The 22,093-nt window shown below is 69.9% G+C and carries 21 protein-coding genes, 4 tRNA genes and 1 riboswitch; of the genes, 4 read left to right on the forward strand and 21 right to left on the reverse strand.

The features are described from left to right. The first annotated feature begins 14 nt into the window (after positions 1-14). A complete protein-coding gene (locus tag BSP109_RS06690) occupies positions 15-608 on the forward strand; it encodes a DedA family protein (RefSeq protein ID WP_087007599.1) in 594 nt (197 codons plus the stop codon). Between the two features lie 157 nt (positions 609-765). On the opposite strand, the gene rplA is transcribed toward BSP109_RS06690, so the two are convergent. From rplA to BSP109_RS06795, 21 genes are all read right to left on the reverse strand, one after another. Continuing rightward, a complete protein-coding gene (gene rplA / locus BSP109_RS06695; RefSeq protein WP_087007597.1) occupies positions 766-1,461 on the reverse strand; it encodes a 50S ribosomal protein L1 in 696 nt (231 codons plus the stop codon). Between the two features lie 76 nt (positions 1,462-1,537). Next, a complete protein-coding gene (gene rplK, locus BSP109_RS06700) occupies positions 1,538-1,969 on the reverse strand; it encodes a 50S ribosomal protein L11 (RefSeq protein WP_087007595.1) in 432 nt (143 codons plus the stop codon). Between the two features lie 248 nt (positions 1,970-2,217). Further along, a complete protein-coding gene (gene nusG / locus BSP109_RS06705) occupies positions 2,218-3,072 on the reverse strand; it encodes a transcription termination/antitermination protein NusG (protein WP_256970325.1) in 855 nt (284 codons plus the stop codon). Positions 3,073-3,161: 89 nt separating this feature from the next. Next, complete coding sequence (gene secE / locus BSP109_RS06710; RefSeq protein WP_087007591.1) at positions 3,162-3,404, reverse strand: preprotein translocase subunit SecE; 243 nt, start codon at positions 3,402-3,404, stop codon at positions 3,162-3,164. 59 nt (positions 3,405-3,463) lie between these two features. Further along, a tRNA-Trp gene (locus BSP109_RS06715) sits at positions 3,464-3,536 on the reverse strand. 73 nt (positions 3,537-3,609) lie between these two features. Beyond that, positions 3,610-5,250 carry a metallophosphoesterase gene (locus BSP109_RS06720; protein WP_256970324.1) on the reverse strand — a complete coding sequence of 547 codons (1,641 nt, stop codon included), beginning with the start codon at positions 5,248-5,250 and terminating at the stop codon, positions 3,610-3,612. Next, positions 5,247-6,383: a UDP-N-acetylmuramate dehydrogenase gene (locus BSP109_RS06725; RefSeq protein WP_087007590.1), complete on the reverse strand. Its 1,137-nt coding sequence runs from the start codon at positions 6,381-6,383 to the stop codon at positions 5,247-5,249. Before BSP109_RS06725 ends, BSP109_RS06720 begins: the two co-directional genes overlap by 4 nt. Further along, positions 6,380-6,835 carry a MaoC/PaaZ C-terminal domain-containing protein gene (locus BSP109_RS06730; protein ID WP_087007588.1) on the reverse strand — a complete coding sequence of 152 codons (456 nt, stop codon included), beginning with the start codon at positions 6,833-6,835 and terminating at the stop codon, positions 6,380-6,382. The genes BSP109_RS06725 and BSP109_RS06730 overlap by 4 nt, the downstream gene beginning before the upstream one ends. Positions 6,836-6,846: 11 nt before the next feature. Then, positions 6,847-7,296: a MaoC family dehydratase N-terminal domain-containing protein gene (locus BSP109_RS06735; RefSeq protein WP_087007586.1), complete on the reverse strand. Its 450-nt coding sequence runs from the start codon at positions 7,294-7,296 to the stop codon at positions 6,847-6,849. Positions 7,297-7,347: 51 nt separating this feature from the next. Beyond that, positions 7,348-7,839 carry a hypothetical protein gene (locus tag BSP109_RS06740; RefSeq protein WP_087007584.1) on the reverse strand — a complete coding sequence of 164 codons (492 nt, stop codon included), beginning with the start codon at positions 7,837-7,839 and terminating at the stop codon, positions 7,348-7,350. A 95-nt stretch (positions 7,840-7,934) separates the two neighbouring features. Next, positions 7,935-8,690, reverse strand: a complete 756-nt coding sequence (locus tag BSP109_RS06745; RefSeq protein WP_087007582.1) for an energy-coupling factor transporter transmembrane protein EcfT — start codon at positions 8,688-8,690, stop codon at positions 7,935-7,937. Then, on the reverse strand, positions 8,687-10,246 hold the full coding sequence (locus BSP109_RS06750) for an ABC transporter ATP-binding protein (protein ID WP_101599786.1): 1,560 nt from the start codon (positions 10,244-10,246) through the stop codon (positions 8,687-8,689). The genes BSP109_RS06745 and BSP109_RS06750 overlap by 4 nt, the downstream gene beginning before the upstream one ends. Beyond that, positions 10,243-10,896: an ECF transporter S component gene (locus tag BSP109_RS06755; protein ID WP_087007578.1), complete on the reverse strand. Its 654-nt coding sequence runs from the start codon at positions 10,894-10,896 to the stop codon at positions 10,243-10,245. The genes BSP109_RS06750 and BSP109_RS06755 overlap by 4 nt, the downstream gene beginning before the upstream one ends. Before the next feature lie 26 nt (positions 10,897-10,922). Continuing rightward, positions 10,923-11,034: riboswitch (TPP riboswitch) on the reverse strand. A gap of 104 nt (positions 11,035-11,138) precedes the next feature. Beyond that, positions 11,139-11,630 carry a CinA family protein gene (locus BSP109_RS06760; RefSeq protein ID WP_101599804.1) on the reverse strand — a complete coding sequence of 164 codons (492 nt, stop codon included), beginning with the start codon at positions 11,628-11,630 and terminating at the stop codon, positions 11,139-11,141. A 212-nt stretch (positions 11,631-11,842) separates the two neighbouring features. After that, positions 11,843-11,916 (reverse strand) — tRNA-Met (locus tag BSP109_RS06765). Between the two features lie 27 nt (positions 11,917-11,943). Beyond that, positions 11,944-12,016, reverse strand: a tRNA-Thr gene (locus BSP109_RS06770). A gap of 73 nt (positions 12,017-12,089) precedes the next feature. Continuing rightward, positions 12,090-13,454, reverse strand: a complete 1,365-nt coding sequence (locus BSP109_RS06775) for a hypothetical protein (protein ID WP_101599787.1) — start codon at positions 13,452-13,454, stop codon at positions 12,090-12,092. Then, entirely contained in the window at positions 13,451-15,775 is a 2,325-nt protein-coding gene (locus BSP109_RS06780) for a hypothetical protein (RefSeq protein ID WP_101599788.1), read from the reverse strand. The genes BSP109_RS06775 and BSP109_RS06780 overlap by 4 nt, the downstream gene beginning before the upstream one ends. After that, on the reverse strand, positions 15,772-16,620 hold the full coding sequence (locus BSP109_RS06785) for a glycerophosphodiester phosphodiesterase family protein (RefSeq protein WP_256970323.1): 849 nt from the start codon (positions 16,618-16,620) through the stop codon (positions 15,772-15,774). The genes BSP109_RS06780 and BSP109_RS06785 overlap by 4 nt, the downstream gene beginning before the upstream one ends. Continuing rightward, complete coding sequence (glsA, locus tag BSP109_RS06790) at positions 16,617-18,443, reverse strand: glutaminase A (protein ID WP_101599789.1); 1,827 nt, start codon at positions 18,441-18,443, stop codon at positions 16,617-16,619. Before glsA ends, BSP109_RS06785 begins: the two co-directional genes overlap by 4 nt. Before the next feature lie 399 nt (positions 18,444-18,842). Then, a tRNA-Tyr gene (locus BSP109_RS06795) sits at positions 18,843-18,924 on the reverse strand. Positions 18,925-19,184: 260 nt separating this feature from the next. Between BSP109_RS06795 and BSP109_RS06800 the strand changes: the two genes are divergently transcribed. From BSP109_RS06800 to ectB, 3 genes are all read left to right on the forward strand, one after another. Further along, positions 19,185-19,676: a YajQ family cyclic di-GMP-binding protein gene (locus tag BSP109_RS06800; protein WP_087007572.1), complete on the forward strand. Its 492-nt coding sequence runs from the start codon at positions 19,185-19,187 to the stop codon at positions 19,674-19,676. 324 nt (positions 19,677-20,000) lie between these two features. Then, the gene (ectA, locus tag BSP109_RS06805; RefSeq protein WP_256970322.1) at positions 20,001-20,537 is read left to right on the forward strand and encodes a diaminobutyrate acetyltransferase; all 537 of its coding nucleotides are present in this window, start codon (positions 20,001-20,003) and stop codon (positions 20,535-20,537) included. A 187-nt stretch (positions 20,538-20,724) separates the two neighbouring features. After that, on the forward strand, positions 20,725-22,011 hold the full coding sequence (gene ectB / locus BSP109_RS06810) for a diaminobutyrate--2-oxoglutarate transaminase (protein WP_101599790.1): 1,287 nt from the start codon (positions 20,725-20,727) through the stop codon (positions 22,009-22,011). Positions 22,012-22,093: the final 82 nt, after the last annotated feature.

A 22,093-nucleotide genomic window follows, 5' to 3' on the forward strand; every position in this document is an offset into this window, starting at 1 on the left:
GGGCAGTGCAGGATATGCAGGACTACGTCATCGGCCTGGTCGGCTCCCCGTGGCTCTACCCGGTCTTCGGGTTCTTCATCGCGGTGTCCGCCGCCGTGCCGCCCATCCCCTCCAGCGCGCTCATCGTCGCTCTGGGCGCGGTGAACGCGCATTCCGGGGCACCCGACCTCGCACTGCTGCTCCTGGCCGGGTCGCTCGGGTCCATCGTGGGAGACCACGTCATGTACCTGCTGGGGATGCGCAGCGGATTCACCCAGTGGCCCCTGCTCCGGTCCCCGTCGAATCAGGATCGCATCGACCGCCTGTCGTCCAGGCTCGCAGAGCGGGGGCTCCTCTTCGCGGTGATCGCCCGGTTCATCCCGCTGGGGCGCACCCTCATCGCGCTGATCTCCGGTGGGGAACGCGTCGACGTCCGCCAGTGGCTGGGGCTCACGGCCGCGGCGGGGGCGATCTGGACCGCCTACTCGCTCGCCTTCGGGTGGCTCACATCCCGGTGGATTCCCCTGCCGATGTGGGCATCGGTCGCCATCGCAGTCGGAGGATCGCTCGTCATCGGTGCGATCATCTCGCGCATCGCCGACCGACTGGCGCTCGGCACAGCGGACTGACGCCAGCACCCAGCAGAAGAGACGGCGGCCCGCAATGAGCAGAAGAGACTGCGGCCAGCACCCAGCAGAGAAGGTGGAGACGACGAAGGGCGGAAGCCCCCGCAGGGGAGCTTCCGCCCTTCGTCAGGTCCGGTGATGCACCGGGACCGGCATCACATCAGACGCGCAGCGTGCCGGCATCGACGGGGACGCCGGGGCCGTTCGTCGTCGACACGGTCGCCTTCGAGATGTAGCGACCCTTCGAGGACGAGGGCTTGATGCGGTTGATCTCATCGACTGCAGCCTTGAAGTTCTCCTCCAGCTGCTCCTGCGAGAACGACGCCTTGCCGATGATGAAATGCAGGTTCGAGTGCTTGTCCACTCGGAACTCGATCTTTCCGCCCTTGATGTCCGTGACGGCCTTCGCGACATCCATCGTCACGGTGCCCGTCTTCGGGTTGGGCATGAGGCCACGGGGGCCCAGGACCTTGCCCAGACGTCCGACCTTGCCCATCATGTCCGGTGTCGCGACCGCCGCGTCGAAGTCGGTGAAGCCGTCGGCCACCTTCTCCAGCAGGTCATCGGAACCGACGAAGTCGGCACCTGCAGCGCGGGCTGCCTCAGCACGGTCACCCGCGGCGAAGACGAGGACCTTGGCCGTCTTGCCGGTGCCGTGGGGCAGGTTGACGGTGCCGCGCACCATCTGGTCGGCCTTGCGGGGATCGACGCTCAGGCGCAGGGCGACTTCGACGGTGCCGTCGAACTTCGACACCGAGGTCTCCTTGGCCAGGGCGATCGCCTGTGCCGGTTCGTACTGTGTATCCGCAGCGATCTTCTCTGCGGCGGCCACGTAGGCCTTTGAGCGCTTTGCCATCTGCTCTTCTTCTCCTAGCAGTCGTGGTGCGGACCGCGCGGGCCCTGCCACTGGGGTGGTGTGAGATCCGGAGATCTCAGGCGTCGGTGGTGATGCCCATCGACCGTGCCGTGCCGGCCACGATCTTCGCGGCGGCCTCAGCATCATTCGCGTTGAGGTCGGTCATCTTCAGCTCAGCGATCTCGCGCACCTGGTCGGCGGAGATGTGTCCCACCTTCTCCGTGTGCGGCGTCGCGGAGCCGGACTTCACGCCCGCGGCCTTCTTGATGAGCTCTGCGGCCGGCGGCGTCTTCGTGATGAACGTGAACGAGCGGTCCTCGTAGACGGTGATCTCCACGGGGATGACGTTGCCACGCTGGGATTCCGTCGCGGCGTTGTACGCCTTGCAGAACTCCATGATGTTGACGCCGTGCTGACCAAGCGCGGGGCCGATCGGGGGTGCCGGGTTAGCGGCGCCCGCCTGAATCTGCAGCTTGATCAGACCGGCGACCTTCTTCTTGGGAGGCATGTTCGGTCCTTACTCTTCTCTTCCGTCACCCGCGCGACGCTCGCGCGGGTCGGGTTCCGGCGCGCTCCTCCGATGTGGGGACGGCCAAACTCCACTAGTATTCCACGACTGAACGCCCGGACGCGAATCCTTGTGGGGAATCGCGCACCGGACGCCGAGTCATGCTCTGTGTGCGGCGCATCGCCGCAGGTCTCGCGGCAGTCGCCGCGAAGCTTCTTGCCCCGTGGGGCTCTTCCCGTGCGGGAAGCTCAGATCTTCGACACCTGGTCGAAGCCCAGCTCCACCGGGACGTCGCGCTCGAAGATCGACAGGAGGACCGTGAGCTTCTGGTTCTCCGGACGGATCTCCTGGATAGTCGCGGGGTGGCCCTCGAAGGACCCCTCCTTGACGAGCACGGATTCGCCGACCTCGAACTCGACGACGTACTCGGAGTCGTCGCCGCGGTTGCCCGCAGGCGCCCGGCCGGTCTCCGCGGCCTCCTTCGCCTGCTGCTCGTCGAAGATCGGACGCAGCATCTCGAAGACCTCGTCCACCGTCAGCGGAACCGGGTCGTAGGCATTGCCCACGAAGCCGGTGACGCCGGGAGTGTGGCGCACTGCGCCCCAGCTCTCGTCGGTGAGCTCCATCCGGACCAGCACGTAGCCGGGGACGCGCACGCGGCGCACCTGCTTGCGCTGGCCGTTCTTGATCTCGACCACGTCCTCCATCGGGACCTGGACCTCGAAGATGAACTCCTCCATGTTGAGGCTCACCGTGCGCGACTCGATGTTCACCTTCACGCGGTTCTCGTAGCCCGCGTAGGAGTGGATGACGTACCAGTCGCCGTCCTGCATGCGCAGATCGGACTTGAAGTCCTCGATCGCGTCGTCCTCGGTGAGCTCCGCGGGCTCATCCTGGCCCGCAGCCTCGGAAGAGTCATCGTCGGAGACGTCCGCGGACTCGCCGGCGGCGGGTTCCGCCGGGGTCGAGCCCTCGTCGGTCGACTCCGCCTCTGTCGGGGTCGCGTCGACCTCACCGGCGGATGCGGCGTCTGCCGCGGGCTCAGTGGAGGCATCCGCCCCATCGAGCTCGGGGTTCAGCTCTTCCGGTGTTGTCTCCGACACGTGGTGTCTCCTCATTCGATGCGTAGTGAGAGTTCAGGGTGAAGCACTGGGCCGCGGGGCCTGCGACCGACCGGATCGGACCGACCGGATCAGATGGGTGTCGTACCGGCGAAGACCCAGCCGGCGAGCTGCCCGAAGACGAAGTCGAGACCCGTGACGAGCAACATCATGATCACGACGAACGCGAGCACGACCAGCGTGTAGTTGATGAGCTCTTTGCGGGTCGGCGTGACGACCTTCTTCAGCTCCGCGATGATCTCGCGGATGAAACGGAGGATCCGCCCGAAGAGTCCGGGCTTCTTCCCCTCTACGGCGCTGGGAGTATCAGCCACGCGACCTCACTCATTCCTCGGCTTCCGTCACCGGCCCCGTTGGGGTCGGCCTGACTGAGCAGGGGTGACAGGACTCGAACCTGCAACCTACGGTTTTGGAGACCGTTGCGCTACCGATTGCGCCACACCCCTTCGGCGATGAGTGACTCACCGCCGAGGATCGAGCATACATGGTCCCGAGTATCCGCGTCGAACCGCGCGGGGATCACGCGGCGTCGCCCTCGTCGACCGGTGCATCGTCGGCGTCCTCGTCCGTCGGGTCGACGACGATCGCCGGCGCCGGTCCGGGGAACGGCACCCAGTCGGAGAACTCCACGCTCGCGTCCATGCCGACGCTCACGTACTGCACGTCGACGGGCGCGCCCGTCGTCCGGTCGATTCGCATGATGCTCATCTCAGCGCCCATCTTGAGCGGACCCGGCGTCAGCGCATCCGCCAGGGCACCGCCGGTCGTCGAGCCCACCGTGCGCACGCCCTCCCCGTACCGCTCCGGTGGCACCCGGCGGTGCCAGTGCCCGTGCAGGCCGTAGTCGGCACAGCCGGACGCCAGTGCGGGCTCCGCGTGGCGGGGGTCGTGGATGAGGAGGAGTCCCGCGTCCGCACGGCAGGCATCGGCGGCCATCCGCGCGGTGAACTCCTCCGTCGTCTCGCCGGTCTCCAGGACGTCGCCGGAGGGGAAGACCGTGCGTCGAGGATCCCCCGCGCCGAACAGGGTGAGCCCCGCGACCTCCACGGGTTCGCCCTCCATGACGGTCCACCCCAGTTCGCGGGCTCGCCCCGCGGTGTCGAGGGAGTCGTGGTTGCCCGTGACGAACACACTGGGCACGTCGTTCGGCAGCGCCTGGTCGAGGGAGTCGACGCAGATGTTCTCCGCGTCCGTCCCCGTCATCGTGATGTCCCCGCCGTCGATGTGGAGGTCCGCGTCCGACCAGCGCACGACATCGCCGATGACCCGCGACATGCCCGTCTGGCAGTGGATGTCGCTGGTCCAGACGACGGTGGCGAGATCCGTGTCCCCCGCCGTGCCCAGTCCGCCCATGGGCCCGGGCCCCAGGCGCGTGCTGGCCGGGCGCAGCGGCCAGGCGCCGGCCAGATTCGTGCGGACGCCCGCATAGAACTCATCGTTCTCACGCAGCATGTCCGTGGCCGCCTGCACCGCTTCGTCCACCACCCCGGACAGTCGACCCGTCACCTCCGCCCCTGCCAGGGGCGTCCCGATGAAGACGGGGTCGGACTCGATGGCCCGGGGCGGCCCCAGCGGCACCGCCAGTGCTCCCGCGAGGACGGCGAGGCCCGTCGTGGCTGCTCCCGCCTGCAGCGCCTGGCGACGGCCCCGCACGCGGAGGGTCCTGCGCTGCGCCCCCGGCACTGCGCCCAGCAGCGCACGGACTCCGACGATGAGGGCGAACAGCGCGAGGGCGCCGACCGCCGCACGGACCGCGCTGTCCTGTGCGAGCGCGACGACGACGGTCCGCGCGTGGGCGGAGGGATCGGAGAAGAGAGCCGCATAGGCGGTGACGTCGCCGCCGAGCGCGTCGATGGTCGAGCCGCCCACGCCTGATTCGACGGGGATCTCCCCCACCGCGATGTGGACGCCCAGGCCGAAGGGGATGAGTCCGTCTGCGGGGACGACGACGCTCCCCAGGGGACCCAGGTCCGCATCGATCGCGGAGTCGCCGGTGACGGAGTACACCGCTTCGTGCGGTCCGAAGGTCGATTCGGCCTGCGCCCCGAGCACCGCCCAGGGGGCGACGATGACCAGGCAGCACAGGAGCACGACCGCCCCGCGCAGCGCCCCTGCCCATCGAGGACGCCGCGTGAGCACTCCACGCAGCCGTCGTCTCACAGGGTGAAGCCGACCAGGTTCGGTTCGGGGACCAGGGTGATGCCGAACCGCTCCGCCACTCCGGCGCGGATGCGGCGGGCGAGCGCCGCGACATCCGCAGCGGTGGCCTCACCCCGGTTCGTGAGAGCGAGGGTGTGCTTCGTCGACAGGGACGCGCGGCCCTCCCCCACGGAGAAACCGCGGCCGAACCCGGCGTGCTCGATGAGCCACGCGGCGGATGTCTTGACGACGTCCGGGTCCGCTGCGCCGGTCACGGGATCGGTCACGGGATATGCCGGAGCGTCCGCGGGGAGGACAGCCGTCGCGTCCACGCGGCCGGCGGGGCCGTCGACCAGCGACAGGATGGGATTCGTGAAGAAGCTGCCCGCTGACCACGTGTCGTGGTCGTCGGCGTCCAGCACCATGCCCTTCGACGCCCGGAGGTCGAGCACCGCGGCCCGCACTTCGTCGATCGGCACGCGGTCGCCCAGGTCCACGCCCAGCGCCCGGGCGAGCTGCGTGTAGCGCACCGGTGCGGTGGGGGCCTCGGCGCCGTCCGCCGCGGCGAGCGCGAACGTCACCGCCAGGACGACGTAGCGGACTGCACCCAGCTCGCCCGCGCTGCGCTTCAGCAGCGAGGTGCGGTAGCCGAAGCCCATGTCCGCGGGGAGCAGGACCGTCTCCTCGCCGGTGGCCCGGTCGAGCGCGCGGACCTCGACGAGACTGTCCGCGACCTCCGCGCCGTACGCTCCGACGTTCTGGACGGGTGTGGCGCCGACGGACCCGGGGATGCCGGACAGCGCCTCGAGACCGGACAGCCCACGGGCCACGGTCGCCGCGACGAAGCCGTCCCAGTCCTCCCCCGCCTCAGCGGTCACGCGGATGCGTCCCTCTGCGTCCGGTCCGCCCCATTCGATCCCCCGCGTGCGGATCAGGCACACCGGTCCGGCGAAGCCCTCGTCCGCGATCAGCAGGTTCGACCCGCCGGCGACGAACAGGACGTCCGGCGAGACCGGCGCCTCCCCCTCGTCCGGCACGTCGGCCGTGAGCGGGTGCTCGCGCACGAAGTCCGCGAGGTCCGCGCGCGAGCGGACCTCGCGGAGATCCGCGACCGGACCGCCCACGCGCAGCGTCGTGAGGTCGGAGAGCCTCACGCCAGGCGGACCTTCACCTGGGTCCGGCCCAGGACGGCCTCGTCCGCGGCATGCACCGTGAGGTCGAGGCGGACGATGCCCGACTCCGCATCGATCGCGCCGACGGTCGCGGTGAGCGCGAGCTCGGCTGTGGGTGTGCTGGGCACACCGGACTCCGCGTCGGGGACTGCGACCATCGAGGTGAAGCGCGTGCGGGCGTCGACGACCGCCCCGGGGTCGCCGGCCCAGTCCGTGACCCGCGCGACGACGGAGCCCATGGTGAGCATGCCGTGCGCGATGACGTTCGGCAGGCCCACCTCCCGGGCGTACCGCTCGTTCCAGTGGATGTGGTTGTGATCGCCGGACGCCGCCGCGTACGCGATGAGGTCCGCGCGGGACACGGGGATCGTCGTGTCGATGACGGTCTGGCCGGCCTCGAGCGAGGCGAGGGCGGGCCTGGTGGTGTTCGTCATGTCTGGTCTCCTCACTTCTCGCCGCGGACGACGATGGTCGACGTGACGGTGACGACGGCGTCGCCGGTGTCCGCATCCGTGAGCTCGGTGCGCGTGGTGATCATCGCGTTGCCGCCGGATTCGCGCAGACCGTCGACGTGCGTGGTCGCTGCGAGGCGGTCACCGGCGACGATCGGACGCGTGTAGGTGAACTGCTCCTGGCCGTGGACCACGCGGGAGTAGTCGATGCCCGCGTCCGGGCTGGAGATGAAGAGGGCCTCGCAGCGCTGCGAGGGGATGACCGCGAACGTGGTGGGGGCGATGACGTCCGCGTATCCCAGCTCCTTCGCCGCGGCCGGATCGACGTGCGCGGGATTCGTCGCGCCCACGGAGCGGGCGAACTCGGCGATCGCCTCGCGTCCCACTTCGAACGGAGCCTCGAGGGAGTACTGGGCTCCCTGCAGGTCTGTGTTGACTGACACGTGTGCCTCCTCGCTTCCGGCGCTGCGGCCTGGATCGACGCGCCTGGATGGTCAGGTCGGAGGCCAGTCTAGCGAGGGCTTCCGGTGTTCGGTCGCCAGCAGGTCGGGGCGGTGGCGGATGCGGTGCGCAGCCTCCTGCCGTCGCCAGTCCTCCCACCATGAGTCGTCGCCGTCGCGCGCGAGGATCCGGGCGCGGCGCACGGGTTCGGGGCCGTCCAGCCAGAGCACGCGGTCGGCCAGGCGCGCCGTCACCGCGGTGACGCTGCCGCAGCCCTCCACGACGAGCGCCGAGGTCCACGCCGTCGAGTCCTCCGCACCCCAGTCGGAGGTGTGCCAGTCCCAGCGCCGCCACCGCGGGCTGACGCCCCGCGCACGTTCCGTGAGGATCCGCTCGAGGGTCGCCGTCGCGTGGGCGAGTCCGTCCCAGCCCGCGTAGAGGTCGTCCATGTGGACGAGTCGCGCACCGTCCGTCTGCGCGAGAGACTCCGCCAGCGTCGTCTTCCCCGCGCCCGAGGTGCCGTCCACCAGGATCAGTCGGCCCACCGGAGCCTCCCGGGACGACGGCCCGTCCGCATCCGTCGGATGCTCCGGTCGCGCATCCGGTTCCGGTCGCGGCTCCGCCCCTGGACCCGCCCGCGTCATGCGCCCCCGCCGGAGCCGACGAGTCTGAACGTCCCGGTCGCCAGGGCGAGGCCCACCGCGGCCAGCGCGACGCCCAGCGCGGCCGCGACGACGACCGCGTCACGCCGGGTGAGCCGGGATTCCCTGGCCCACGTGCGCTCGCCGCTGCCGAAGGCGCGTGCCTCCATCGCGGTCGCGAGCATAGTCCCGCGCCGCATCGCCGTGACGAGCAGTGCGAAGGCCAGGGCGAGACCGCCTGCCGGCGAGCGGGTGTCCGACAGGCCTCGGGCGCGGCGTGCCTGTGCCAGCGACCGGTGGTCGGCGGCCAGCACCCCGGCCAGGCGGACGGCGGCGAGCGCGCCCAGGACGAACCGGGCCGGCAGGCGGGCGATCTGGGCGAGCGCATCTGCGAGGCGGGTGGGGTCGATGCCGACGAGCGCGACGAGAGTGGGCACCCCGATCGCCAGCACGCGCACGGTGATGGCGAGCGCGAGCTCGATCGAGTTGTCGCTCACCGTCACCAGCCACCACGTGAGGTGCACCGTCCCGCCCGGTTCCGCGTAGAGGAGCATGCTCAGCCCGCTGAGCGGTGCGGCCAGAAGCAGGGGCCACGTGCGCTTCACGATCGTCGCCGGGGTGATGCCCAGTGCGGTGAAGAGCACCAGCCAGATTCCCAGCGCGGCGCCTGCGCTCACGATGTCGACGCTGGTGAGCAGGGGCAGCGAGTACAGCACGGCGGCGACGCAGAGTGCCAGCGGGTTCACTCCCGTCATGCTCGCACCTCCTGTGCGGCAGACTGCGACTCCAGCGGGGCCGCCTCCAGATGGAATCGCCGGTCGCCCAGGACGCGGACGTAGTCCTCGTCGTGGGTGACGGACACCGCTGCACCGCCCGCGTCGACATGGGCCGCGACGAGCCCCGCCAGCTCCGTCCAGGTCGTGCGGTCCTGCCCGAAGGTCGGCTCGTCGAGGACGAGGACGCGCGGCGCGGTGGCGAGCACGGTCGCGACCGACAGGCGACGCTGCTCGCCGCCGGAGAGCGTGTAGGGGTGGGCCTGTGCCAGGTGCGTGAGGCGCAGGCGCTCGAGGAGCTCATCGACGAGCGCGCTCTGCTCCCGGGCGCGGACCAGTCGGGGTCCGACGGCGAGTTCCTCGCGCACGCTGCGGGTGACGAACTGGTGCTCGGGTCGCTGGAAGACGGTGCCGATCCGCGTGAGGAGCTGCCTGGCCCTCCACCGGTGGGGGTGCGGAGAGCGGGTCCCGCGGGCGAGCTGCGCAGACGCTCTGACCTCTCCTGCCAGCGGTGCGGTGAGACCGGCGAGCGCGAAGGCGAAGGTCGTCTTCCCGACCCCGTTCGGGCCGGTGACGACGAGCGACTCCCCTGCCCGCACCTCGAGGTCGAGGTCCTCCCGCACAGCGCTGCCTCCGTGGCCCACGGCGACACCAGCCGCCGTGAGGAGCGGGGGATCCGCCGGGCTCGGCGAGGCGGGCGACAGCGGACCCGGCCCGACCGGAGACCGCGGGGGCGGCTGGTCGGGTGACGAGGGCCTCGGCAGCGGTGGCGTCCGCGGCACGTGCGGACGGGAGCCGGGCACCCACACGCCTGCGGCCTCGAGCGCGGAGCCTGCGCGGGCGAAGACCGCGTCCGGCGGACCGTCCGCGATGAGCCCGCCGGCCGGTTCGAGGACGACGACGCGGTCGACGAGGCCCAGCCATTCATCGACGCGGTGGTCGACGACGACGAGCGTCGTGGAGGTCTGCGCGACCGCCCGGCGGACCTCGGCCGCACCGTCGTGGTCGAGGTTCGCGGTCGGCTCGTCCAGCAGGAGGAGGCCCGGGCTCATCGCGAGCACGCCGGCGATCGCGAGTCGCTGGCGCTCTCCCCCGGACAGGTGCGCGGTCGGCCGGTCGAGGGGATGGCGGAGGCCCACGGCGTCCAGTGACCGGGTGACGCGTCGCCAGATCTCGTCCCGCGGCACGGCGAGGTTCTCGCAGCCGAAGGCGACGTCATCGCCCAGCACGGGGAGGATCGTGTTCGCCTCCGGGTCCTGGAGGACCAGTCCCGCGCGCCCCCGCTGGTGGGCGGCGGGGACTCCGTCGAGGGTGAGCGCGCCGGTCTCCACCCCGTCCTCGGTGTCGCCCAGGATCCCTGCGAGCCCCGCCAGCAGCGTGGACTTGCCGGCCCCGGACGGGCCCAGCAGCAGAACGCGCTCGCCCGGTTCGATGACCAGGTCCAGTCCGGCGACGGCGGGGTGACGACGGGATGCGTGCCGCCAGCCCCACCCGGAGGCGACGATGCGTGCGGGACGGGAGGTGCCGGGCGCGCTCACGCGAGCCCCCTCACCTCTCGTCCGGCGGCGAATCGATCCAGGGCGCCGGTGCGGGCGAGCGCCCGCGTGAGCGCCCACCCGGTCAGGCCCGCGAGCACCGCGCCGGACACGACGAGGCTCACCAGGTAGATGACGAGGAACTGGGTGCTCATCTCGATGTTGCCGGAGAGGAACAGCTCCAGCGTCCACGCGAAGAGTGCTGCGCCGATCCCGGCGAGGACGGCTGTGCCCACGCCGAACCGGCGGTAGCGGCCCAGGAGGAGGATCAGCTCAGCGCCCAGGCCCTGTGCGATGCCGGAGTACACGGTCTCCACGGCCCACTGGCTGCCCAGGAGCATCGAGACGACGGCGGCGAGCAGCTCGACGAAGAGTGCCGCTCCCGGCTTGCGGATGATCAGGCCGCCCAGGACGCCGCCCAGCAGCCAGACGCCGGCGACGAGGCCGCCGAAGCCCGGTGTGAGTGCGTCGAGCGCCATGAAACCGGCGTAGCCCGCGAAGTTCCAGAAGGTGAAGAGCAGTCCGATGACCACGCCCAGGACGGCCGCGATCACGATGTCGAGGGTCCTCCACCGGAAGCGGGTGGGTGCGTGGGCCGCCGCGCGGGCAGGGGCGGGCTCGGTCGAATGGGTGTGCGTCTGTGAATGCGTCATCGCGCAGTGCCTTTCGTACGACAAACGGCACGGGTGAAGAGTCTCCCTTGCGCCGGCATTATCCGGTTCAGGTTCGACGGTCGAGGGCTCGACGCCCTCCTCTCAGCCTGGATCCGCCAAGCTCCCGTGTGCGGCTCATCGTAGCCCAGATGTCATCGCACACCCGCACTGCGACGCACGGCGCCCCACATCCAGTGAGTGCGAACTGGACCAACGGCAGCCCGAACGGGGCCGGGTCGTACTCAGTCGAGCTTCGCGGCCTCGCGCTCCAGCAGGAGAAGCGCGGCCTTCTCGGTCTGGGCGAGCACGTCGATCGGGTCGCCTGAGAAGCGGTGGAGCTCCGTGTGGACCTCACCGCGCACGGACACGGCGATCCACGTGGTGCCGGGCGCCTGTCCCTCCAGCGAGTCGGGTCCGCCGGCACCGGAGGCGGCGATGCTCGCGGACGTGCCGAGCAACGCGGCGAAGTTGCGGGCCATCACCGTCACGGCGTCTTCGGAGACGACCGGGCCGGGAGCGACGTCGAGCACCAGATGCTTGACCTCTGACCAATAGCAGACGATCGCTCCCGCGAACCACTCCGAGGAGTTCGGTGCGGCCGCAAGCTGGTTCGCGATCTTCCCGCCGGTCAGCGATTCCGCGACCGCGACGGTGAGACCGCGCTCCGTGAGCTCGCGCGACAGCCGTGCTGCGATCTCCGCGGCTTCGTCTTCGCGCTCCTCGTAGTCCGCCATGGTCTCCCTTCTCCGCGCCTCGCTCGGATTGTCACGCGTCGCGCTGTCAGCCGCTGCGCTCTCGGCCCCCTCACATCCATTGAGTGCGAACTGGTCCACAACTGCGCCGAACGAGGCCGGATTGCACTCATTCGAAGCGGGCGTGCCCACAGTGCCCCGCAGACGAGAAGAACCCCTCACCGGATCCTGTCCGGTGAGGGGTTCTTCTGCTGTAGCGGGAGGGGGGCTCGATCCCCCGACCTCACGATTATGAGTCGTGCGCTCTAACCACCTGAGCTACCCCGCCACACGCAGACTGCGCGGAGCCCACGAGAGCCCCAAAAGGGAATCGAACCCTTGACCTTTTCCTTACCATGGAAACGCTCTGCCGACTGAGCTATTGGGGCAACGAGTGGTAACTCTACACAGGCGCCAGACCGTTTGCAAAGCCGGAATCCGCCAGTGTGACAGACCCCGCATTCACCCTTTCACCCGCGCTTCCACGACCGCGTCGACCAGGTCCTCCTGCGTCCCGCCGTACAGGGTGCTGGCCCACACGGTGTCCCTCAGGACATAGGGCTTCCCGGCGACGGAGAGCCACTGCAGCGGGTTGTCGTTCCCCGCATCGTGGACGCATTTCGCACACGCGGGAAGGGTGATCGTGCCCTCCCGCCCTGCGACGTCCGCATCGATCGTCTTCTTCGCCTGACCGTGCCGGGGGTCGATGCTGCACAGCTCCTGCGACGGGGCCCCGCCACCGGTCTTCCGCGCACCCAGGCGGAACCGCCCCCGGTCGCCCTTCCGGCCGGAGCCGATGGAGGCCTCCGCACGCGACACCGCGGACTCCGCGATCCCCATGAGCACCATCGCGCCGGCGAGGTCGTCCTCCTGCGAATCTGCGTCGTCTGCGATCCTGCGCGCCTGTCCGTAGGCGTCGAGGCCGTGCTCCACGAGATCGGCGGTCTCCCTGTCGATGCCGTCGGTCTGGAGCTTCTCCAGCCGCTCGACGACATCGAGCGCATCGTCGCCCAGCGCCCTGCGCATGGCTCCGCGATCCGCCGCGGCGGCTGCGCGCGCGACCGCCTTGGGGATCCGGTAGCGCTTCCTCTTCGCCCCACGCGGGATGAAGAACCACAGCGCGGCCGCCACGACGGCGATCAGCCCGACTGCGATCACGAAGGACCGCATCGGGTACACGGTGATCTGGTACTGGATCCAGCGCCACGTGCTGTTGTCGCCGGAGGACACATTCGTCACGGGCTCCGGGTCCTGCAGCCGCTCCAGTCCGGTCCGCAGCTGCACCAGCACCGAATCGGACCGCGCCCCTGACATCGACGTCGAATAGAACTGCGACTCCAGCAGGCGGGTGCGGTCCTCGTCAGGCGCGACCACCTCGACCGCCGGCATGTATCCGCCCTCGCCCACCACCATGACGACGAACTCCTCACCCGGCAGCACGTCCGCGAGCAGCTGCGCCACAGTCGTGTCCTGCTGGAAGTCCAGTGCCGAGTCGAAGACGATGTAGGTGGGCACCTCGGCCTCGTCCTGGAGCTCCCGCAGCTCCTCGAACCCACCGCCGTAGAGATCCACCGACCCCTCGTCCGCGATCAGCGACTCCTCCTCGAGCTGCGTCGCATACGTCTGGACCGTGCCCAGCAGGGATCCGGAGTCGTCCGTGCCACCGGCGGCGGAGAGGACGACCGCGGCCGAGGTCCCCAACACTGAGGTCGCCGTCACCGAAGCTCCCGTCACCGGCGTCGCCGAGGCGGCACCGGCGGCCAGACCGCCGCCGGCCACTCCGAGCACCACTGCCGTCCCCGCCACCCTCATCGCCAGCCGTGTCATCGTCTGCTCCTCTTCTGCTTCCCGGACGTCCGGCCGCTCCCGCCTGCGGCACGCTTCCGCGTGCCGGAGCCCGATCTCTTCTTCGCCTTCGCGGTCGGGTCCGTCCGGTCGACGACCAGGCCACGGCAGAGCACGCCGACGACGATCACCGCGAGCGCGGCGCCGATCGCGCCCATCAGTGTGCGCACCCAGGTGCGGTTCTCCCACTCTGCGGTGTCCGGAGCCGGCATGAACTCCGCCTCGTCCTCGTCGTCCGAGTCACTGAGCCCTCCGCTGACTCCATCGTCGGGGATCCACGAGACCTGGGACGCCCACCTCAGCTGTCCCAGCGCCTCGTCGGTCACCGTGGCATCCGCGTCGAACTGCGGACGCTCCGGCGAGCCTCCCCGATAGTCGTCCCGGATCCCCGCCGCCACGAGCTCCGCACTGCGGTAGTCGAGGACCACCGCCAGCGCGCCGTCCGGCAGGGCGTCCGCGATGAGATCCTCGGTGTCGGCGGAATCGACCACGCCGGTCGTCGCGGAGTCCAGACCGATGACCCGGACCTCACGGCCCAGCTCGTCGGCCACGGAGTCCGCGGCGTCGCCGATGTCAGCGAGTCCCACCCCGACGAGGCCTGCGCGGGACAGCGGCGTGACCGCGGGACCGTCGGCAGAGTCCGCCACGAGCTCCGCGATCACCTGCTCCTGCGCCGCGGCCGGATCGGCGACCAGCGACCCGGGTGCGCCGAGCTCCGCCGAATACACCTTCTCCATCTGGTCTGCGTCGTGCAGCCCGCCCACGATGCCCGCGACGAGCGCGGCGATGGCCGCGATCCCCAGCAGTGCCGTCCGTGCCCACGGCGAGGCGCCCGCGCGCGACGACGGCGAGGCGGTGCGCGCGGACTCCACCGCACGCTCCACACGGGCCGCACCTCGCGCCGGCTCCCAGTCCGCCGGCATCGCTGCGATGGCCTCGCTCAGTGAGCCGAAGGCGCCGTAGCCGCTCGCCGCCCACGGCGACGAGGCGCGCGTCCAGTACGGCTTCCCCCGATCGATGCCGGAGCGGCTCAGGTACGACGGAGCGCGGCCCTTCTCGATCCGCTCTGCGGAGAGGCCGGACACGGGGACGACGGTGAGGGCTCCGAGGATCTCCGTGCTCTCCTCGTCGTCCGCCGGGAGATCCGGGCGGAAGAAGCAGTGTCCCCTGCCGTCGCCCTCCAGTTCGTCCGCGAGTGCGTTCCAGCCTGCCCACACGAGCGGCGAGTACGTCTCGTCCGGGGCGGGGAGCCTGCCGAGAGCGGTCTCCTGCGACGAGGAGAGGCGCTTCGCCCGGGTCAGCTTCCGGCGGGAGTGCGTCGCCCGCTCCCGCAGCGACACGAGTGCCGAGGTCTCGTGCACCAGGTCGATCCGCGTGCCGAAGATCCGGGCGAGCGGTCCTGACCGGCGCGGCAGGAGGACGAGCAGGGCGAGGACCAGGAGCACCAGCCCCACCACGCCTCCAGCGAGGAAGGCCGCCGTCATGATGAGCGAACCGGTGTCGCCCTGCTCCATCGACAGCGCCCGATACCGGACCCCCGTCCAGCCGACGGCGGACGTCTCCTCCTCGAGCAGCTCCGGCTCGTGGGGGTCCGCGGCCACCGCACGCAGAGTGTAGGAGACCCCCGCAGCGGTGACCTCCGAGTTCACATACGGCGGACCCGTGGCGTGCGTCTGCGTGAGCTCGGACTCCAGCCGTCCGTCCGCGTAGACGCTGAAGTGCGCCGTCGAGCCCTGGGCCAGCACATAGACGGTCTGCGGGTGCGGGTCCTCTTCTGCGATCCGGCCGAGTCCCCGCTGGAGGCCCGCCATGTTCTCCCCCGTTCCGCTGTCCATCGCGTAGGGGAACATGATGGCCGGCAGAACGGCGATGCGCACGGTCCAGCCATCGTCCTCGAGCGCCGCGATCCGCGGATCGATCATGTCGCGCTGCCGGGCGTCCCACAGCTGGACCGCCTCCGGGGCGACGGCGACGGCGTCGTCCTGCCACGCCCCTGCGACTGTCTCGTGGAGGTAGTCCGCCACCGCCGCGCGGTACTCATCGCGGATCTCCGGGGACGGGGCAGCGGTGTCTTCGTCCGCGGCCGGCGCCGCGGCCTCGGGTGAGGTGACGGCGGCAGGTGCGACAGCCTCGGCAGCGGCTTCGGCGGAGGCTTCGGCGGAGGCTGCAGTGCCCGTGTCCGGCACGGCGGCGGCGGGGACGGCCACCGGTCCGAGCCCGAGGCCGCAGATGGCGACGAAAGCACCCGCCGCGACCAGCGAGGTCGGGCGGGTGCGTCGGAGAGTGCGCCGTCGGCCGCTCACACCGGTTCGTACTTCGCCGCGAGATAGCCCTGGAGCGTCGCCGGCAGGTTGGTGATGATGCCGTGGACGCCCGCGCCGAAGAGCTTCTCCCAGGAGCTGGGATCGTCGACGGTCCAGACGAACATCCCGAACCCGGCGTCCAGGAACTGGTCGGCGACCCCCCGCCGCATGAAGAAGCCGCGGACGGACGGGTTGTACGCGAGCGCCTGCAGGTCGTCGACAACGGCCAGGTCGTCCTCGCGCGGCACGGTGCGCAGGAGGCAGCGCTCCACGAGCGGGGCGATGTCGCGCAGGAACGCGAGCGTGGCCACGGAGAAGCTCTGGACCACGGTGCGGTCCGCCATGCCCTCGTCGATGATCGAGCCCGCAACGGATGCCACCGCGCCCGGCGACCACTCCCCCTTGAGCTCCAGCAGCAGCCGGCCGCCCTTCGTGGACACGTCCTTGAGGAGCGTGTCGAGCTTCGGCAGCCGCTGGCCGGCGAAGCCCGGACCCGCCCACGAACCCGCATCCAGCCGGGAGAGCGCGTCGTCGTCCAGCTTGCCGACGGCACCGGAGCCGTCCGTCGTCCGATCGACCGACTGGTCATGGATCACGGTCGGGGTGCCGTCGCCACTGACGTGCAGGTCGACCTCGATCCAGTCGGCGCCCACCATGCGCGCCGCGTCCACCGCGGCGAGCGTGTTCTCCGGCGCCGCGCCCGAATACCCCCGGTGGGCGATGACCCACGGTCTGTCCGTCACGAGGGGCACGCCGGATACGTCCTCGTGGGCGAACGCCGCGTTGCGCACGCGTTCGGCCCACGAGCTGAGGTGGGGCTCGGATCGGACCCTGTCGTTCGTCACTGCGTCTGCGCCTCTCCTCGGACTGCCTGAGCCAGTCGCGTGTACCCGTTGACGGTGATGCTGCGCCACAGGGCCGCTGCCGCTGCCGGATCCTCGATGCCGATCCGGTCGATCGCGTCTGCGGGCAGGAAGTCGAGGGTGGTCGCGCTCGTCGCGATCATATCGAACGGCTGGCCCCCGTCCGGGTTCAGCGCGAACTCGCCGAAGGTGGTGCCTGCCCGCAGCACAGCCAGCAGGTCACCGTCGGCACTGTACGTGCAGACCTCGCCGGCCCGCATGAAGCGGATCCCGTCGAAGTCGGCGCCGATGGCCCTGATCACCTCTCCCTTGCGATGCCTCTGCTTCACCAGGTGGTCGAGGATGACCGCCCGGTGCTGCGCCTCGAGGGAGTCCAGCATGGGCGCGTGGGTGTATTCGGGGTCGTAGAAGCAGGATTCGTCGCCGTACCGGCGCAGGACGATGTCCTCCGCCCAGGACAGCGCGGCATACCGGTACGCGAAGGACCTGATCCCCATCGCCTCGACGTGCTCCGCGAGCAGACCGTCGGCGTCGACGACGGCCAGGGCGATGCCCGCCTCGGACATCGCCCTGGCCAGCCGGTGGAGGCTGGCGATCGTGACGCGGGAGAGGTCGTCGACCTTCGTGAAGTCCAGGACGACGCACAGCGGGTCCTCGAGATCGCCGATCAGTCGTGCGACCGCCTCGAAGCCGCTGAACTGGAGGTCACCCACCAGCTCGATGAGGTGGGCATGGTCCCCGTGCTCCGCGAGCACGGCGTCCGCCTCTGCCGGGCGGCGCACGGTGGAGTTCGAGTAGTCGACGGTCACGTGGGAGCGGATGGAGGAGCGTCCGACGGTCGCCGCGCGCACGAAGTGGAGTCCCAGGTCCTCCGACATCTCCTCGTGCACGATGATGCCCTTCGCGCTGTTGCCGTGCTGGTCGAGCGGCGGGGAGAACGTCGCGATGCCCAGCTGACCGGGCAGGACGGAGATGATGCCGCCGCCCACTCCGCTCTTCGCGGGCAGTCCGACGGTGGCCACCCAGTCGCCGGAGTCGTCGTACATCCCGCACGTCGTCATGACGGACAGGACTCGCTCGACGACCTCTTCCGTGAAGACGCGCTCATCGGTGAGCGGGTTGACGCCCAGGTTGGCGAAGGTCGCGGCCATGACGGACAGGTCCACAGCGGTGACGGTCACGGCGCACTGCCGTGTGTAGTCCTCGAACGCCGTCGTCGGGTCACCGTCGATGATGCCCCAGGACGACAGGAACCAGGACAGGCCCCGATTGTGGGCGCCGTCGCGCAGATCGGCCGCGAGCACGTCCTCATCCAGGCGGAGCTCGCGGCCGGCGCAGGCCGACATCGTCGCGAGGACCCGGGAGAAGACCGTCTCCCCCGGTGCGGGCCGCACGAGCGATGCGGCTGCGATCGCACCGATGTTGATGAGCGGATTCTTGGGGCGGCCGCTGCCGGACTCCGACGAGATGTCGTTGTAGGCGCTGCCCGACGGCTCCACGTCGATCTTCGAATCGACGACGTCGAATCCGGAGTCCATGAGTGCGAGGGCGTAGACGAAGACCTTCGAGATCGACTGGATGGAGAACTCGACCTCCGAGTCGCCCACCCCATAGGTGTGGCCGTCCGCAGTCGTCATCGCTATCCCGATACGGGTGGGATCCGCGCCGTAGAGGACGTTGGGATCGGATTCGGGTTCCGGTGCGGCCGCCGTCCGCAGGCGGGAGAGGCGGTGGTCGGCGAAGGGATCGGCGCCGCTGACTGACTCGTGCAGACTCAGCAGGTAGGAGCGTACGGGAGAGCGCATGCGATCAGGCTACTGTCCGCACGCCCTGTCGGACGGACAGACATGTGTCCGTCCCGTCACGCTGTGCATGCCGATGGGAGATGCTCTGCCGTCCGGGGGAGGTGTTCTGCCGTCGGGGGTTCTGCCACAGGGAGTTCTGCCCCAGGTAGTTCTGCCCCGAGCCAACCGGAGCCAACCGGCATCTCGTCGAGTGAGTGCAAAGCGGCCCCCTCACACGGGTGATGGGGCCGCTTTGCACTCACTCGATAGCTGGATCGAGACCTATAACCTCGACAGCTGGACCGTGGCATATAACCTCGCAAACTGGGTCGAGACCTCTCACCCTGGATCGCCGAGGGCCCGCAGACTAACGAAGACGGCCCGTCGTCAGCGTTTCCGCTGGTGACGGGCCGTCTTCGGTGGCAGATGAAGGATTCGAACCTTCGAAGGCTGTGCCGGCTGATTTACAGTCAGCTCCCTTTGGCCGCTCGGGCAATCTGCCGTCGCGCTCTCTCGAGCACCTGATAGAGAATACACATTCGGCCGCACCGGCGCTAATCGGGCGGGTGAGGTCCGCAGCACACTCGGGAGGCGCCTCTGCGCGGGCATCCGCGCGCAGGCAGAGGCATCCCCGGAGGCCCTCGACTAGCATGGGCGCCATACGCGGGGGCGCTCGTGCGCACCGTCGCGACGACAGACCACCCACCCCGACGGGAGATCGGCCAGGACGCCGGCCGCCCGTCGTCCAGCAGGAGGCACATCATGGCAGCGGATTCCAGTTTCGACATCGTCAGCAAGATCGACCGCCAGGAGGCGGACAACGCCCTGAACCAGGCGGCGAAGGAGATCGGGTCCCGCTACGACTTCAAGGGGTCGGGCGCCGCGATCGAATGGAAGGGCGAGGGCATCCAGCTGCGCGCCGACGGCGCCGACCGCGTCGCCGCGGTCCTCGATGTCTTCCAGTCGAAGCTCGTCCGTCGGGGCATCTCGCTCAAGTCGATCGATGCGGGAGAGCCGTACCCGTCCGGCAAGGAGCACCGAATCGACGCCACCCTCAAGGAGGGCATCGACAAGGAGAACGCCAAGGAGGTCTCCAAGATCATCCGCGAAGAGGGTCCCAAGGGCGTCAAGGCTCAGATCCAGGGCGACGAGCTGCGCGTGACCTCGAAGAAGCGCGACGACCTCCAGTCGGTCATCAGCCTGCTCAAGGGCAAGGACCTCGACGTCGACCTCCAGTTCGTCAACTACCGCTGACCGCCGGTCGGACCACTCCGCATGCACGAGGCGGGTGCGGCACCTCCACGGAGGAGCCGCACCCGCCTCGTCGTGACGCAGCTCACACGAGAATCCCGCATGATGGTTTCTGGGTAACGAACCGGTAACGGTCCCGCAACGATGGGACTCCAGTTCCACAGCGGTCCGGATCCGGTCCGAGCGACCCCCCGCCAGCCCACGGAACCACTGACGATGCGGGGGTCTCGCCGGGGAGCCGTCGGACCCCCTGAAGCCTCTCATCGCGGGCCCGCAGCACACTTTCCGGCGGTTGAGATCCTCCCTCAGATCGCTATGTTGGAACACGTGACTCCCGCAGACACAGAGACCACTTCCGCTTCTACCCCCGCTGAGGACTCCGGTTCCGAGCGGGTCGAGCTCCGCTCCCCCTCCATCGCGGACGGCAAGCACATGTGGACGCTGGCCCGTGATTCGAAGGTTCTGGATCTCAACACCTCGTACGCCTACCTCCTGTGGGCGCGCGACTTCTCCCGCACCTCCGTCCTGGCGGCGCTCGACGGAGAACCGGCCGGCTTCATCACCGGCTACATGCGTCCGGACGCTCCGGACACGCTCATGATCTGGCAGGTCGCCGTCGATGCCGCCAGCCGCGGACACGGGCTGGCAGGCCGGATGCTGGACGAGCTGGCTGATCGCACCGGGGCAGCCCGCCTCGAGACGACGATCACCGCGGACAACGAAGCGTCCCAGCGACTCTTCACGTCCTTCGCAGCCCGCCACGGCGCGGAATGCACCCACAGCCCCCTGTTCGTGCCGGAGGACTACCCGGACGGCCACGACACGGAGCACCTCTATGAGATCGCACCGCTCGGCTCACGCTGAGCATGGACGGCCGCGGCCATCGCGCCGCGACCCGGCACTGTCCTCACAGTGACACCGTCCCCACCCACGTCGGGCGCTTCGGACTGAACCTCCGCACGCGTCCGGACCGTTCGGTCCAGCAGCCGAGAAGCGGCTCCCGTCCGGTCGAATCCCAAGGGTCGAAGACCCCAGGAAGGTGAGAACCACCATGACCGACATCTTCTACTCCCTCGAATCCGAGGTCCGCAGCTACTCCCGCAGCTGGCCGGTGGAGTTCGTGCAGGCGTCCGGCGCGACGCAGACGGACGCATCCGGCACGGAGTACCTGGACTTCTTCTCCGGAGCCGGCGCTCTGAACTACGGCCACAACAATCCCGTGGTCATGGAGCCGCTCATCGAATACCTGCAGTCCGGCGCCGTCCTGCACTCGATGGACATGATGACGCCCGCCAAGCGCGAGTTCCTGCAGACGTTCAAGGACGTCATCCTGGAGCCCCGCGAGCTGCCCTACAAGGTCATGTTCCCCGGCCCCACGGGCACGAACACGGTCGAGGCGGCGCTCAAGCTGGCCCGCAAGTACACCGGGCGCCAGCACATCCTGTCGTTCACGAACGCGTTCCACGGCATGACGCTCGGCTCGCTGTCCGTGACCGGCAACTCGATGAAGCGCCAGGGTGCGGGCATCCCGCTCACCAACTCGTCGAAGATCCCCTACGACGACTACTTCGATGGCGAGACGGCGGACTTCCTCTGGCTCGAGCGCGTCCTCGAGGACTCGGGCTCCGGCGTCGACAAGCCGGCCGCCATCATCGTCGAGACGGTCCAGGGCGAGGGCGGCCTCCGCGCCGCGCGCTTCGACTGGCTGCGCCGCCTCTCCGACCTGTGCGCGGAGCACGAGATCCTGCTGATCGTCGACGACGTCCAGACCGGCTGCGGCCGCACGGGCACGTTCTTCAGCTTCGAGGACGCAGGGATCGTCCCGGACATCGTCTGCCTGTCGAAGTCCATCGCGGGCTCCGGCCTGCCGATGGCGCTGACGCTGTTCCGTCCGGAACTCGACATCTGGTCGCCGGGCGAGCACAACGGCACGTTCCGCGGCAACAACGCAGCGTTCGTCACCGCCACCGCAGCGCTCAAGGAGTACTGGGCGGATCCCTCCTTCCAGAAGGAACTCGCGACCACCATCGACGCGATGCACGCACGCCTCGAGTCGATCGCTGTCACGACGAGCGGCGCCGGAGTCCGCGGACGCGGCCTGCTGTCCGGCCTGTTCTTCGAGGATCCCGAGGCCGCCGGCAAGATCGCGGCCGAGGCCTTCCGCAACGGGATGCTCCTCGAGACGTCCGGACCGAAGGACGAGGTCGTGAAGATCATGCCTCCGCTGACGGTGACCGCTGACGAGCTGGAGCGAGGACTCGACATCATCGAGGCCGCGGTCCGGACCGTCACCGGTCCCGCCGTCGAGCGCCCCTCCGCCGAGGCCACGTCTGCCTGATACGCACACTCGCCACCCCGGTCCGACGAACGGAGACCACCGCCCGTCAGGCCGGGGTGGCACACTGCCGGAACGGCTGCTC

The organism is Brevibacterium sp. Mu109 (assembly GCF_900169375.1).
Taxonomy (GTDB): domain Bacteria; phylum Actinomycetota; class Actinomycetes; order Actinomycetales; family Brevibacteriaceae; genus Brevibacterium; species Brevibacterium yomogidense_A.